11 protein-coding genes are annotated in these 15,298 nt (G+C 41.7%); 1 reads left to right on the forward strand and 10 read right to left on the reverse strand.

Annotated elements, in window-relative coordinates; translation table 11 throughout:
- Positions 1-63: 63 nt before the first annotated feature.
- The 6 genes from LKD48_RS07155 to thrC all read right to left on the reverse strand — a co-directional run bounded on the left by LKD48_RS07155 (position 64) and on the right by thrC (position 8,170).
- Complete coding sequence (locus LKD48_RS07155; RefSeq protein ID WP_118612086.1) at positions 64-291, reverse strand: hypothetical protein; 228 nt, start codon at positions 289-291, stop codon at positions 64-66.
- Between the two features lie 19 nt (positions 292-310).
- Positions 311-2,335, reverse strand: a complete 2,025-nt coding sequence (locus LKD48_RS07160; protein WP_118612085.1) for a beta-galactosidase — start codon at positions 2,333-2,335, stop codon at positions 311-313.
- A gap of 122 nt (positions 2,336-2,457) precedes the next feature.
- Positions 2,458-3,996 carry a cardiolipin synthase gene (cls, locus tag LKD48_RS07165; RefSeq protein ID WP_308731592.1) on the reverse strand — a complete coding sequence of 513 codons (1,539 nt, stop codon included), beginning with the start codon at positions 3,994-3,996 and terminating at the stop codon, positions 2,458-2,460.
- A gap of 72 nt (positions 3,997-4,068) precedes the next feature.
- A complete protein-coding gene (locus tag LKD48_RS07170; protein ID WP_308731593.1) occupies positions 4,069-5,670 on the reverse strand; it encodes a sensor histidine kinase in 1,602 nt (533 codons plus the stop codon).
- Positions 5,657-6,412, reverse strand: coding sequence for a response regulator transcription factor (locus LKD48_RS07175; RefSeq protein WP_118612082.1), 756 nt, complete (start codon positions 6,410-6,412; stop codon positions 5,657-5,659). The genes LKD48_RS07170 and LKD48_RS07175 overlap by 14 nt, the downstream gene beginning before the upstream one ends.
- A 270-nt stretch (positions 6,413-6,682) precedes the next feature.
- The gene (gene thrC, locus LKD48_RS07180; protein WP_118612081.1) at positions 6,683-8,170 is read right to left on the reverse strand and encodes a threonine synthase; all 1,488 of its coding nucleotides are present in this window, start codon (positions 8,168-8,170) and stop codon (positions 6,683-6,685) included.
- A 439-nt stretch (positions 8,171-8,609) separates the two neighbouring features.
- Here thrC and LKD48_RS07185 point away from each other — a divergent pair, with 439 nt between their 5' ends.
- Entirely contained in the window at positions 8,610-9,503 is an 894-nt protein-coding gene (locus LKD48_RS07185; protein ID WP_308731594.1) for a M15 family metallopeptidase, read from the forward strand.
- A 50-nt stretch (positions 9,504-9,553) separates the two neighbouring features.
- Here LKD48_RS07185 and LKD48_RS07190 read toward each other — a convergent pair whose 3' ends face one another.
- From LKD48_RS07190 to LKD48_RS07205, 4 genes are all read right to left on the reverse strand, one after another.
- Positions 9,554-11,338: an aminopeptidase P family protein gene (locus LKD48_RS07190; protein WP_308731595.1), complete on the reverse strand. Its 1,785-nt coding sequence runs from the start codon at positions 11,336-11,338 to the stop codon at positions 9,554-9,556.
- A 65-nt stretch (positions 11,339-11,403) separates the two neighbouring features.
- Entirely contained in the window at positions 11,404-12,741 is a 1,338-nt protein-coding gene (locus tag LKD48_RS07195; RefSeq protein ID WP_308731596.1) for a replication-associated recombination protein A, read from the reverse strand.
- 110 nt (positions 12,742-12,851) lie between these two features.
- Positions 12,852-13,508: a polysaccharide deacetylase family protein gene (locus LKD48_RS07200; protein WP_308731597.1), complete on the reverse strand. Its 657-nt coding sequence runs from the start codon at positions 13,506-13,508 to the stop codon at positions 12,852-12,854.
- Between the two features lie 188 nt (positions 13,509-13,696).
- Entirely contained in the window at positions 13,697-15,118 is a 1,422-nt protein-coding gene (locus LKD48_RS07205; protein WP_331466817.1) for a S1C family serine protease, read from the reverse strand.
- Between the last annotated feature and the right edge of the window lie 180 nt (positions 15,119-15,298).

Raw genomic sequence — 15,298 nt, forward strand, 5'->3', positions numbered from 1 at the left:
CTGCATAATTGCAAAATTTTTGTGCTCTTTATTTATGTGCACCGTTCAATTCCTACAAAATAATCAGTTTTCGAACTCAACATAGATTTCAAACGTACTGCCCTTTCGTTCCTTTGAAACAACTTTGCCCTCACGGCTCTTAATGCGCTCCGCATTCTTATAATTTTTGGACATAGCCAACGCCGGAACAATTGTATAGTAATACGAAAATGGAAGCTGTCCCTCAATGATCGTCACACTATCTCCTATATTTAAGACATCGCGCTCCATATGAAACAATTCTTTTCTCATCTCAAAACCTCACAATTGCTTACTTTACAACAACTGCATTAAATGGTAAGATCTCAACCTTGCCGCTTACTGCCTCGCCGTTTAAAAGATTAGTTCCATTTTTTGCCAACTGAACAGTTGCCGGCGTTGCGTTATAGTTGACATAGAAATCAAAGGTGCTGCCATCTTCTGCTGTACGTGTCAGATACTCTACTCCCTCTGGAAGCTCTTTTTCCTTAATACCGCATTCTGACCAGATTGGTGTAAAGAATTTAATCAGATCCGTCTCTTCCATTCTTGTTCCAATATAATATGCCTTTCCCTTTCCATAGGAGTGTACAGTTACTGCCGGCATACCTGCATAGAAATCGCTCTCGTATGTACCAAGAACTTCTGCCCCTGTAAGCTTAATCAACTCACAGTAATCCTTTACTAAAGCCTTGTTTCCATCCTTCATCAAAACTGAATTTGAATCCGTTGGATATAATGTGTCAAGCTCTTCAGCATACAGACCAAAGACCTCTCCAAGACCTGCGCCCGGAAAGCCGCCTAAGTATGCCAGCGTATTTTCATTTACATATGCAGTCAGATATGTTGCCACTACTGTTCCACCATTTTTTACATATTCCTTTAACCATTCACCAGCCTCCTTGGATACAGCATAATACATTGGCAGTACAACAAGACTGTATGAAGACAAATCCTCAAGTGGGAATACTATATCTGCATTGATGCCCTTCTTTAAATGAATATTGTAAAATTTGCGTACTTCCTTCTCATAATTTTTAGTATCACGCGCCATGCCCTGCATGTCCTTAATCGCCCAGCGGTTGCTCCAATCAAAAAGAACAGCAGCCTTTGACGTTACCTTTGAACCTGTAACTGGTGCCAACTTCTTTAAAATTTCTCCAACCTCTGATACTTCTTTGAATACTCTTGTGTCATCTCTTCCAAGATGATCTACAACAGCGCCATGGAACTGTTCCGCTGCACCGCGACCTTTTCTCCACTGGAAATACTGAACTGTATCGCTTCCACAGCCAATTGTCTGAATGCTGCTTGCGCGAAGGATGCCCGGACGCTTTAATTTATTAAATGAATGCCAGTTAACAAGACTTGGTGTGCTCTCCATAAGCATAAATGGCTTATCCTTCTTTAAGCTTCTCATAACTGTATGATCAAAGCTAAGCTCTGCCGCAGTATCTGCCGGTGTCTCATAATCATTATTCCAGCTCGGATAACCATCCCACGAAATAATATCAATCTCCTTTGCCAGATCCACATAATCTAACTGCTCAAACAGCTTCATAAAGTTTGCTGTTGCTGGAACCTGAGGCGTATACTTCTTTAAAATTCTGCGCTCAAATGCAAGGTAATCTTTCATATTCCAGGAGTTAAAACGCTTCCAATCCAAATTTAATCCCAGAATAGAATGCTCTCCATTGTCATACGGCGGCTCTATCTGCTCAAAAGAGTCAAAACGGCGGCTCCAGAAGGAGGTCCACCACTGCTTATTCAGTTCTTCAATGTTATTGTGATACTTCTCTCTTAAATATTCCTGAAACCGCTTTTTACAGTTTTCACAATAGCACTCTCCTCCAAACTCATTTGAAATATGCCATAAAATGAGTCCTGGATGATTTCCAAATTCCTGCGCAAGCTTTGTATCCATCTTCTCAACAAGTGAACGGTATTCTAAAGAACTCATGCAGTGATTGTGTCTGCCGCTGTGATGATTTCTGCGTCCATCTTTCTCGACGCGAAGAACGGACGGATATTTTTCATCCATCCATGCCGGTCTGGCTCCTGTCGGCGTTGCCAAAACAGTATAAATACCATTTTCATATAATTTATCCATGATATCATGAAGCCATCCAAACTGGAAGTTTCCTTCCTGCGGCTCAAGTGCAGACCAGGAAAATACACCAACTGTTGCCGTGTTTACTCCTGCCTTTTTCATCATTTTAATATCCTCCTCAAGGATATCAGGACGATCCAGCCACTGGTCTGGATTGTAGTCGCCTCCGTGCAGGAGAGCTGGGATTTTTGGAAATAAAACAGACATATTCTTTTTCCTTTCGTAGATTTATTTATATAGTGTTATTACATGATGTTGGGGTCAAGAGTTCAAAAAACCTCTTGCAAGCAAGCTTGCATCGGCTTTCTGACCTTTTGACCCTGGTATCATTACATAAGAGGTGAGAATAACCTTAATATCAGCTGTGATAAGCGAAGGCGTCTTGTCCTTTCAGATGGCTCCTTTGACATATCCTTGCAGATTGGAAATAGTGCTTCAAAATCTTCCTTGACATGAGAAACTGCTTCATACCCACAAAAAAGCGCTGCATTTTCAAAATGAAGATACAAACTTCTAAAATCAAGATTGATAGTTCCCACTACAACAATCTCTCCATCGCAGATACATTGCTTTTCATGCATGAAGCCCGGCGTATATTCATAAATCTTAACACCATGCTTTAAGAGCTGCGGATAATAAGATTTTGTTACCTGAAAAATTGTTTTTTTATCAGGAATGCCAGGTGTAATAATTCGCACATCAACACCGCGCTTTGCTGCTCCAGTGAGCTCTCTTGTCATCTCATCGCTTAGAATCAAATATGGCGTCGTAAAATAAATATATTTTTTTGCATGACGTAGCAGATTCATATAAACATTTTCACCTGCTGGTTCCTTATCAAGCGGACTATCACCGTAAAGCGCAAAAAATCCCTGTTCCTTTGCTTTATAAGGATATACTGGAAGATACTTTTCAATATCGACATCCTGTTCTCTAAGTGCATTCCACATTTCCAGAAACAGAATAGTTGCCGTTTGCACGGCATCTCCCTCAAAACGTATTCCACTGTCCTTCCACTGCCCATACGGATGCGTGATATTAAAATATTCATCTGCTAAATTATAGCCGCCCGTATAAGCAACCTTTCCATCAATAACGGTAATCTTTCTGTGATCACGATTATTCATGAAAATATTAAGCACCGGCATAATTGGGTTAAACACACGGCACTGAATCCCCATACTTTCCATGTATTTGATAAAACGTGGATTTAAAAATCCTATACAGCCGGCATCATCATACAAAATACGAATTTCTACGCCTTCTCTTGCCTTTGCCATCAAAACCTTGCGCAATGCCTGAAAAGACTCTGCCATCTCAATCGCATGGTACTCCAAAAAGATAAACTTTTTTGCCTGCATCATATCTTCTAGCTGAGCCGCCATTGCATCACAGGTATCTCCATAATACTTCACATCTGTATTTTTGTAAACAGGACTTGATGCACATTTCCACAAATATTTAAAGTCATTTGCAAGTCGCTCATCCTTTTTTGACAGTTCCTCAATAATCTGTTCATCCTGATCAAGATATGCAAACAATTGCTGATCAATTTTGCGATAACGTGCTCGCACTTTTTTTGTTGCCCCTGATCGGCCAAACAAAAAGAAAACGCATATTCCAACAATGGGTGCCACTGTAATTAATATGATCCACGGCAATTTAAACGCAGCATTGGTATCCATACTATATACAGCTAAAACAAGCACAAGCTCAATTGCTACTGTTAATAATGTAATAATTTGTGAATACTCGTTTAAACGCATTAACAGCACCACCACCCAGATAATCTGGATCAATACACCAATTCCTGCTATAATTATCCTTCTGACACTGTTTTTCATTGAAGACTTATTTTCTTCTATCATATATCCTCCCTTTTTCATACTGTTGTTTCTAATTTTTACTATTACTTTTTACCTTTTGCTCTAATTTGTTCATTACTCATCTGATACTTTCAGGCAAAACCAAAATGTACTTCCTTGCCCTAGTGTACTGTCAACACCATACTGCGCATTATGAAGTTCTAAAATCTTTCGCACAATTGCAAGACCAAGTCCACTTCCATTAAAGCTTCGCAGGTGTTCCTTATCTACCTTATAATAGCGCTCCCAGACAAGTGGTAAATTTTCCTTTGCAATGCCCGGTCCAAAATCCTGCACAGATACTTTTACAGTGTCGTCTATGCACTCCTGACGCACGGTAACGTGTCTTGAATCTCCCGAATAATTTAACGCATTATTGATCAAATTGTAAACAACCTGATATATCTTAAACTCATCAGCATCTACAAAAACTTCTTTATCATGATCACAAATTAGCTCAATCGTAAACTCGTTTGCTGATGCCATTCTGCCAATGCGCTGCACTGCTTCCTCAAGGTTTGCTGTGAGGTTGAAATGCGTCTTGTTTAGCTGCGTTACACCGGCCTGCAGCTTACTGATATCGAGAAGATCATTTACCATACCTGTCAGATGACCTGCCTCATCAATGATAACCTGTACATTTTCTTGTGTATTATCACCTGGAATATCACGCATCATCTCAGCATATGCCTGAATCATTGTAAGCGGTGTACGAAGATCATGAGACACATTTGCAATAAGCTCATGCTGAAGCTGCTCAGTCTTTTTAAGCTGCCTTGCCGTGTAATTCAATGTGCTCCCCAGTTCACTTATCTCAAGGCTGCTCTGATCATGAAATTCAACATCATAGTTACCCTTTGCTAGCTCCTTTGCACTCTCATTCATCTGGCTTAGCGGCTTTGAGATGAAGCGTGAGATCACCATGGCCAGCACAAGTGCCAAAATAATCATAATAATAGAGACAAATATTAGTTCCTGACGAATCATCTGCACGGTGGCATTTACTGGTGTAAGGCGTGCGCTTACAATTGTAAGATATGGTGTACTGCTGATTGTCAAAATTCTTACGCTCACCATGCTTTCCTGTGCAATCCCGCTCGGTGGTGTCTGATCTAAGCTGACTCCATTTCCAGTATTCTCATTTTGAGGAGGTTGACCAGCCTCGTTTCCGTCACCGGTTGACTTCTCGGGCGGCAGAACAGCCTCATTCTCCTCATCGGTTGGCTTTTCAGGCAGCTCCCCATTTCCTTCAAACAAATCAAATGGATCTCTCTGAATGTCTCCAGCGATTTCTTCGGTAAAACTGCCGCCATTTTTTTCTGCCCGTTTGTAAAAGTCCTGATAAAATTGCTTTGGAAGTGTATTCTCATACATGCGAAGCGAGCTGTAAAGAAGTGTACCATCCTCCCCAGAAATTTGTATATCAATATCATATTCCGCGGTAAGTTCATCAAGCTGCTGCTCCATCACACTTAGATTTCCTAGCTGATCATCCAAAATCTGCTCTACATTGTCATTCGCATTGTTCAGTGTATTCTTTTTTGCTGCCTTATAGATATCATCCAGATAAACTGTCTGCAACAAAAACAGCAAAAGCAGGAGAATTGCCAAAAAGACAAGAATCCCGGCAAATATCCCCCACTTAATGCTCAAATGCTTTCTTTTAAATATGATCATCGAAACGATACCCCACTCCCCTTAACGTTACGATACAGCTTCTATATTCCTCAAGACTACTTCTAAGACGTTTAATATGTGTATCCAACGTTCGGTCATCTCCGTAATAATCGTATCCCCATACATTTGTAATCAATTGATCACGGCTAAGTGCAATATTTCTATTTTCAACCAAATAAAACAATAAATCATATTCCTTCGGCGTCAAATCTAGCCTGTGATCTTTTATCATCACGCTTCTTCCGGTAAAGTCCACCACTAAATCGCCATGACAATACACCTTGCGATCTGTAAGAGTGTCTTCAATCTCCTGGCTTTTCTCACTCTGCCCTGCTTGCACTGAACTTTGCAATGCAGATTTTGTATACGCAGTACCTGATACGCTGTTTCGCTGCGCGACAACACGCACACGGCACATAAGCTCTTTAGGCGAAAACGGTTTTACTACATAATCATCAACACCTAACTCAAAGCCTTTGATGCGATCATACTCCTCGCCTCTGGCTGACAGCATAATAACTGGAATCTTTTTATAACGACGCACCTGCTTACACACTGCAAAACCGTCCATTCCCGGCATCATAACATCAAGTATTATCACATCAAAATCTTCTAGTGCACAAATAGAAACTGCCTCAATTCCATCCTTTGCCTCTGTAACCTGATGTCCTTCCATCTCGGCGTATTTTCGAATGATTAAACGAATTTTTTCTTCATCGTCTACCACAAGAAGCCTCGCCATATTAAACCTCCCTGTTACTTAGGGCGCCGAAGCGCCCTAAAACAATAATCAATAGATATGATGTTGGGGTCAAAAGGTATTTTGCCCCCTTTGATACCAGATTGCTACGTGCTTTGCACTCTCGCAATCTTCAAAAACATTCGTAATCCGCTCATTTTTCTTTGAAAAATGGCTACTTACTCATATTTTTGGCGAGTCAAGAGTTCAAAAAACCTCTTGCAAGCAAGCTTGCATCGGCTTTCTGACCTTTTGACCCTGGTATCATAGATATTACAGTCCAAGAAACTCAAGCACGGTCTGCTTCATCTCATCTCTGTCTACAACAGTATTGTGAAGAACGGCTGCGCTGCGAATCTCTTCTACTGCGGCTGGAATCTTTACACCAGAAATGCGGCAAAGCTCGTCAATCAAAGCAAAATCCTCGCCGTTTTCATACTTGCTATCAATTGCAGACATAACGCTTCTGGCAAACTTATATGGGCTTGCGGTGGAGGCGATCAATGTCTTTGTTGTATCTCCTGTCTCAGCCTTATACTTTTCATATACGGCAGAGGCTACTGCAGTATGGGTATCCATCACATAGCCGTCACTCTCATATACGCTCTTGATCTGTGCTGCAGTCTCGTCCTCATTTGCATAGTTTCCATAGAAATCTCCAAGTCTCTCTGCCATTTCCTCTGTGATGGTATATTTTCCGTTCTTAGACAATGATGCCATAAGCTCTGCATTTACAGCTGAGTCATCACCTGCAATACGATAAATCAATCTCTCTAAGTTGCTTGAAATTAAAATATCCATAGATGGAGATGTTGTTAAAATAAACTCTCTGTTTCTGTCATAGCTTCCGCTTCTAAAGAAGTCAAATAAAACCTTGTTATCGTTTGATGCACAGATCAATTTTCCAATCGGCACACCCATGTTCTTTGCATAGTAGGCAGCTAAGATATTTCCAAAGTTTCCAGTCGGAACAACTACATTTAACAGCTCGCCATCCTTTAACTCACCATCACGAAGAAGATTTGCATAAGCATATGCATAATAAGCAACCTGCGGAACAAGACGGCCAATATTGATGGAGTTTGCAGACGAGAACTGAAAGCCGCCTTCTGCAAGCTCTTTTTCGAGTTCCTTATCACCAAACAGTGCCTTTACACGGCTCTGTGCATCATCGAAGTTTCCGTGAATGCCAACTACCTTTACATTCTTTCCCTTCTGTGTTACCATCTGCTTTTCCTGAACAGCGCTGACACCGCCCTTTGGATAGAATACAACAATTCTGGTGCCTGGTACATCTGCAAAGCCTGCCATAGCAGCCTTTCCGGTATCACCGGAAGTTGCAGTCAAAATAACAATTTCTTTATCACAATTGTTCTTCTTTGCTGCCGTTACCATTAAATGAGGAAGGATTGAAAGCGCCATATCCTTAAATGCAATTGTCGGACCGTGGAACAGCTCAAGATAATATGCGCCTGCCTTCTTTACAGTCGGTGCAATTGCCGGTGTGTCAAAGCGATCATTATAGGCATTTTTGATACAAGTCTTTAATTCCTCTTTTGTATAATCTGTCAAAAACTGCTTCATAACTTCGTAAGCCACTTCCTTATAATCCATGGCTGAAAGTTCTTCCATTGTCTTATCGAGCTTTGGAAGTGCGTCCGGAACGAACAATCCACCGTCCTTTGCCAATCCCTGCAGAATTGCCTGTGATGCTGTATATGCCTGCTTGTCTCCTCTGGTGCTATAGTATAATACTCCCATCCTTCTCCTCACATTCTGCTGCAGAAGCAGCCTTTTTTGCTATGTTAGACGGCTAACCGCCGTTGCTCACAAGTATATCAGACTTTCTTTACCGCGTCAACACTCTACTATACAACAAAAAGAGACCTACTAAGATTTCGTTACTGTTCACGGTGCTATGTTACAAAAGCCCTACGGTGCAATGGTTTCGTCGCCGGACCAAACTCCGCAGGCTCCTTTTATGTTCTTTCTTATTATACATTACTTTGAAAGACCTGCTTCAAGTGTCCGGCTCGTGAAATCCATTCACCTTCGGGCTTGCCGCAATATTGGCTTATCTATGAACAGTAACAACTCTTTTTTTAAGATTTCTATAAGTTTTTGGCTCTCCCCTTTTTTTTCCTGTTTCTGTCTGCTATACTGGTCGCATCTTACACTTTTCAGAAAGGAACAATATCATATGACTACTACAACTATATCGAAAAAAAAGACGCGCCGTCCCAGACGCATCCTTTTCATTCTGCTGCCGATTCTCCTTATTCTGGTTCTCGGCTTCAGTATTTTATTCTTTTTAAGTCACCAAAATCTTCTCTTCCAGTTTCGGAATGATCTCGCTGCCACGTTTCATCAACAAAGTCTCCCGCAGACCGTTTCCGTCTCCACATACACCATACAGCTTGATGATCTTCTTTCTGATCCAAACTGCACAAAGAATCAGGCATTGATGCTGATCAATGACACATATCCGCTTTCCGATTCTTTTCAGCCAGAAATCTCTTCCTATAAAGATACGGATGTACAGATGAATTCCTGCATTCAGGACGCTTATGCAGCCATGTCTGCCACCGTGCGAGAGCAGTTTGACGTTCCACTTTATGTGCGGGAAGCATACCGTACCGCCAAAGAACAAGAAGAGAAAACAGAGGAAAACAGCGCGGTTGCCGCTGAAGTCGGCGCAAGCGAACATCAGGCAGGTCTTGCGCTCGATCTTTATGTCCCACAGTTCGGCGGATGGGCTTTTACAAAATCGGCAGCCGGACGTTTTGTTGATACCAACTGCCGGGATTATGGTTTTATCGTCCGCTATCCGTCCTACGGAGAAAAGCAAACTGGCATCCCCTACGAACCGTGGCATCTGCGCTATGTCGGCCTTCCCCATTCCCAGATCATCATGGACGAATATCTGACTCTCGAAGAGTATATTGACTTGTTGAAACCAGGTTCCTTTTATCAGTATGGTTCTTATCTAATTTCCCACCAGAATGGCAGGGTCATCGACGCGCCATCCGGCTGGAAACATGTAACCGTATCCGAAGATAATCTCGGCGGCTACTTATTTACGTGGGAGCTTTAACATCACAGCAAAATTTATGTAAACTTTATAGATTAGAAAGCAAGCAGCCCTTAAATTTCTCTTGTATATTCCTTCAGCCACTCATTCTCCTCTGGTGTCATGTATGGAGAAATCTTCTCATAAACCATCTTATGATAGTCGTTGAGCTGCTTTACATCCTCTGCATTTAAATACTGCTTGTCGATTCCATCTAGATCAATGGGAACGTATGTAATGTTTTCAAAGCCCATAAACTGACCGTACTGGTTCTTCTCACCCTTAAAGCAGATAAGCTCATTCTCAGTGCGGATTCCGTACTGATCCTGTAAATAGATACCTGGCTCATCTGTTGTTATCATACCAGCCTCAAATGGATTGTCAAAGCCTGGACGATACTGCCAGCGGAAGCTGTTTGGTCCCTCATGAACGTTTAACAGATAGCCTACGCCATGACCTGTTCCACACTGATAGTCAAGATTCTCCTTCCAGATTGGCTCACGGCAGATTACGTCAAGACTGATGCCGCTGCAGCCGTAAAGAAATTTCACATTTGCCAGATTCAGGTTACTCTTAACTACCATGGTGAAGTGCTTTTTCTGGATATCAGAAATTGGTCCTAACACGAATGTTCTTGTAATATCTGTTGTTCCAGTGTCATAATGACCGCCTGAATCAACTAAAAGCATACCCTGTGGCTCTAGCTTTGCTGCCGTATCCGGCTCTGCCTTATAATGCATCATTGCTGCATTTGCATTATAACCTGCAATTGTATCAAAGCTGATATCACGATATCCTTCCATCTGCTCACGAAGACTTTGCAGATAGTCTGATACACTAACCTCATCCATCGGAATCTTTCCGACATTCTTCTTTAACCAATACATAAACTTAGTTACGGCAATACCGTCAAGAAGATGAGCCTTTCTTGTATTTTCAAGCTCAATCTCGTTCTTGATAGCTTTCATCAGCTGAGATGGATTTGCCTTACTTACAATATGAACTGTCTCAGGCAGTGCATTTGTGATTCTAAAATTAACCTTTCTCTTATCAAGAAGAACAGTGCTGTGCTCAGGAATAGTCGCTGCATATGTATAAACTTCCTCATATGGGCGAATGATAATGCCACACTCTGCTGCCATCTCTTTAATTGCATCACTTAATGCATTCTCCTCAACAAACCACATTGCATCTTCTTTTCCGATTACAAGGAAAGAAAGCACAACAGGAACGTGCGGAATGTCATTTCCTCTAACATTTAAGATCCATGCAATATCATCAAGTGTACTTATGATGTGATACTGTGCCGCTTCCTTTTCCATCTGCTCACGGACACGTGCAAGCTTAGAAGCAGTTGCTTCACCATTAAATTCGTCCTTTAAGACATCGGCTGGCTGATGAACAAGTGCCGGTCGATCTGTCCACACCTCATCTAAAAGATCATTGTCAGTCTTAAGACTTCCATGCTTCTTTGCTGCGATCTTTGCAAACTCCTTTGCATCATTTGTGTTGACTACTCTTGCGTCAAAACCGATGCACTGTCCTTCCTGCAGCTTTTCACCTAAATACTGCATAACAGTCGGAACACCTTCCTGTCCCATCTTCATAAGGCCAAAGCCTGATCCTTCAATCTGGGCTGCCGCCTGAATAAAGTAGCGTCCGTCTGTCCAAAGCCATGCTTCTTCCTGTCCAATAACTGCTACACCTGCAGAGCCGGTAAAGCCAGTTATAAACTTTCTTGCCTTGAAGTACTCTACCACATATTCAGACTCATGAAAATCTGCTGTTGGAATGTAGTAATAATCAATTCCCTCTCTCTTCATGATTGCCCGCAACGCGGTAATTCGTTTGCTGTCCATTTTTTCTCCTTTTTCCTTTGCGTCTGTCCGTTCTCATTATTACAATCGGTCAATTTAGCCGATTATTACTTATTATTTTTGTCTTCAGCCTCTGCATGAAGCCGTGTTAGATGCTGCACAATCGTTCTTTCATATCCATTCTCAGATGGGCGATAAAAATGCTCATTTTCCATGGTATCAGGCAGATACTGCTGTTTCACATAATGGTTTTTATAATCGTGCGCATACTTATATCCATCTCCATGACCAAGCTTTCCTGCACTCTTATAGTGTGTATCCTGCAAATGTGACGGCACTGGCGGTGTCTTATGATTCTGTACATAATTCATCGCCTCTGAAATTGCCATATACGCAGCATTGCTCTTTGGTGCACATGCCACATAAGTAGCAGCATGTGACAATATAATCTGCGCTTCTGGCATACCAATACGCTCAATGGCCTGAGAAGCCGCAACTGCTACGACAAGTGCCTGAGGATCAGCATTTCCCACATCCTCCGATGCACAAATCATGATACGACGTGCTATAAAGCGGATATCTTCACCTGCATATAGCATGCGCGCCAGATAATAAACTGCGGCATCAGGATCAGAGCCACGCATACTTTTAATAAATGCACTGATCGTATCATAATGATTATCGCCGCTCTTATCGTAACGCACAGCACGCTTTTGAATACATTCCTGCGCCGTATCAAGTGTGATATGAATCATTCCATCGTCAGAGCGATCCGTCGTCAGCACTGCAAGCTCAATGCCATTTAATGCGGCGCGTGCATCACCGTTTGCAGCATCACTTAAAAATTCAGCGGCATCATCATCAAGCATAGCATGATAGCTTCCCATACCACGCACAGGATCGCTCACGGCACGCTTAATCAGCTCTTTGATGTCTTCCTTTTCCAAATTGTGCAGCTCAAAAATAATGGATCTGGAAATCAGAGCTGGATTTACCTCAAAATATGGGTTTTCTGTCGTTGCGCCAATCAAAATGATTGTTCCATCCTCTACAAATGGAAGCAGATAATCCTGCTGTCCTTTATTAAAACGATGAATCTCATCAATAAAAAGAATAGTCCTGCGTCCGTACATTCCCTGAAGGTCTTTTGCACGCTTTACTACGTCCTCCATATCTTTTTTTCCGGCTACAGTTGCATTAAGCTGTGTAAACTCAGAGCTTGTCGTATTGGCGATCACCATCGCAAGCGTTGTCTTTCCTGTTCCTGGCGGACCATAAAAAATAACGGAGCTAAGCTTATCTGCCTTAATTGCGCGGTACAGCATCGTATTCTTCCCGATGATATGCTTTTGACCAACAACTTCATCAAGTGTTTTTGGACGCATACGCGACGCAAGCGGTGATTCCTTTTGCTGAGTTTCTCTCATATAATCAAATAAATCCATACTCATTGTCCTGTCCATCTCTTACTATTCACGGTGGAGACTGGCAAATCACTTTGCAAGTTTCTTTGTGAACTGTATCCAATCTTAGCACGTTTAGCAGCAAAAAACAACTATGCAAACAGCAATTCCTCAACAGTAACAAATTCATATCCCTGACGCTGCAATTCATCAATCACAATAAAGGCAGCCTGCACACTTGTCTTATAAATATCATGTAATAAAATAATATCCCCCGGCTTAACCTGACGCAAAATATCTGCTGCGATCTGTTTCGTATCTGTGCGCTTCCAGTCAAGCGGATCAACATCCCAGTAAACTGCAATCATATTTTGCGGACAATCTTTTTTATGATCCCATTCTCCATACGGTGGTCTTAAGTAAATAACTTCCTGCCCTGTAATCTCCTTAATTACATCATTTGCTGCCTTTACCTGTGAACATGCCTGACTGCTGCTTAACATATTCAGCTGAACATGACTATATGTATGATTTCCAATTAAGTGACCTTCCTCACTCATACGGCAAATCAACTCTGGATTTTGCTCTGCCTTCTCACCAATCACAAAAAAGGTGGCACGTACTTTTCTTGCCTTAAGCCCATCAAGCAATAACGCTGTTGTCTTAGCATCCGGGCCATCATCAAATGTAATAGCAACCTTTTTTTCATCCCTCTGCCAGACGATTTGCTCAGACTCTCCTGCTGCCAATACATAAAAGCCACAGGAAATAAGTACTGCTATGGACAAGAGCACTACTATACTCCGCATTTTATTTACTTGTGTTTTGTATATTTTTGACTGTTTGGACATACCAGACTCTTTCTTTATGTCTTACCTATTTTTATGTCACATTCAAGTTTCTAATGCATTGCACTCGAACCATTTGCCTAGATATCGGGACACATACAAAAAGGCACACCAGCCTTCTAAGCTGATGTGCCAATGTAAAATCAAATTTACTGTGCCTTCTGCATCTGAACCTGAGGTTCTTGAGTCTCTGCTTCGGAAGAACCCTCCTCTGTATCTGCCTCAGTCGTATCAGTAATAGTTGAACGATCTGCCAGTGTTACAGTAATCTGAGTCTCTGTATACTGGTTGCCGTTTGGTCTTTGGACTGTGATTGTAACACTCTCACCTGCTGCGTAGTAAGAAAGTGCAGATCTAAGTGTTTCAAAACTAGATACCTTCTGTCCATCAACTGCGGTAATGATATCATTCAGCTGCAGTCCCGCATCAGATGCCGGGCTTCCCTCTGTGATCTTCGTTACCATTGCGCCTTCTGGCATACCAAATCTCTGTACATACTCAGTAGGTACGTCAACACCCTGAATGCCAAGATATCCTCTCTGATCCTCGTCTACCTGAACCTTTGTCTTCTGGTTCATCATGTTGTTGATCAGATCCTCTACGGAAGAAATCGGAATTGCATATCCCATGCCCTCTACGCCTTCACCTGAGCTCTTTGCAGAGTTAATTCCAATCAGATGACCGTTTGCATCAAACAGTCCGCCGCCGCTGTTACCAGCATTGATAGCCGCATCAATCTGCATCATACTTCTTGTTACATTATCATCAGATGTAGTTACGTCCTTGTTAAGTGCACTTACATGACCAAATGTGGTAGTCTGACCAAGACCAAGTGCATTTCCGATTGCCATGACACCCTGACCAACCTTAACATCATCAGAATTGTCAATAGTAGCAACAGAAATTGCATTTAAGGTATCCTCTGGAATGTCAGACAGCTTTACTGCCAAAACTGCGATATCTGCATCAGAATCGGCACCCTTTAAGTTTGCCTCTACCTCAGTTCCATCAACAAATGTAACTTTTCTTTCCTTGGTGGAAGCTGTATAGCTGTAATACATTGTGTTGCCTGTTTTGTCATATACAGCAACATGATTATTTGTAACCATCAGAAGCTCATCCTCTGTCTTTCCGATAATTACACCTGAACCATATGCCTCAGACTCCTGTGTTGATGTCTGGTTCTGATTCTGACCATTTCCATAGAAGAAATTAAAAAGATCAGAACCACCGTTTGATGTACTGGTAACTTCAATTACATTTGTTACAGAAACAACCTGCGGCAGGCACTGTGCAGCCAGATCTGAATAATCAGTAAGGGAAGATGCCACAATATCAGGTGTTGTCTCATCCTTTGAAAGATTCATTGTGGATGCTGCCTGAACGGTATTTTCTGTGTTCTGTGTCAGAAGTGATCCGCCCCAGAAGCTTCCGCCAATAACTGCAACACCTGCAAGAACTGCTGCTGCCTTGTGCAGATTTCTTCTTGACTTATTTTGTCTTCTCTGCTTTCTATTTCCTTTATTTTCATTATTGTTGTCATAATTAAAATTGGTTTCTGGATACATCATAGTAGAACCTCCTATATAATAAGCCTTGCATTTAGCTTGGCTTTGTTTCTTTGTTATGTCTATATACTATCAGTGATCTGTGTTTAAATTGTGTACTTTTCTTTAAGCATTCGTGAAAAAAAGCCCCATATACCACATATTTGTGATATACAAGGCTTTTTAACTTTATATCGTTTCTGT

The organism is Anthropogastromicrobium aceti (assembly GCF_020687335.1).
Taxonomy (GTDB): Bacteria; Bacillota; Clostridia; order Lachnospirales; family Lachnospiraceae; genus Anthropogastromicrobium; species Anthropogastromicrobium aceti.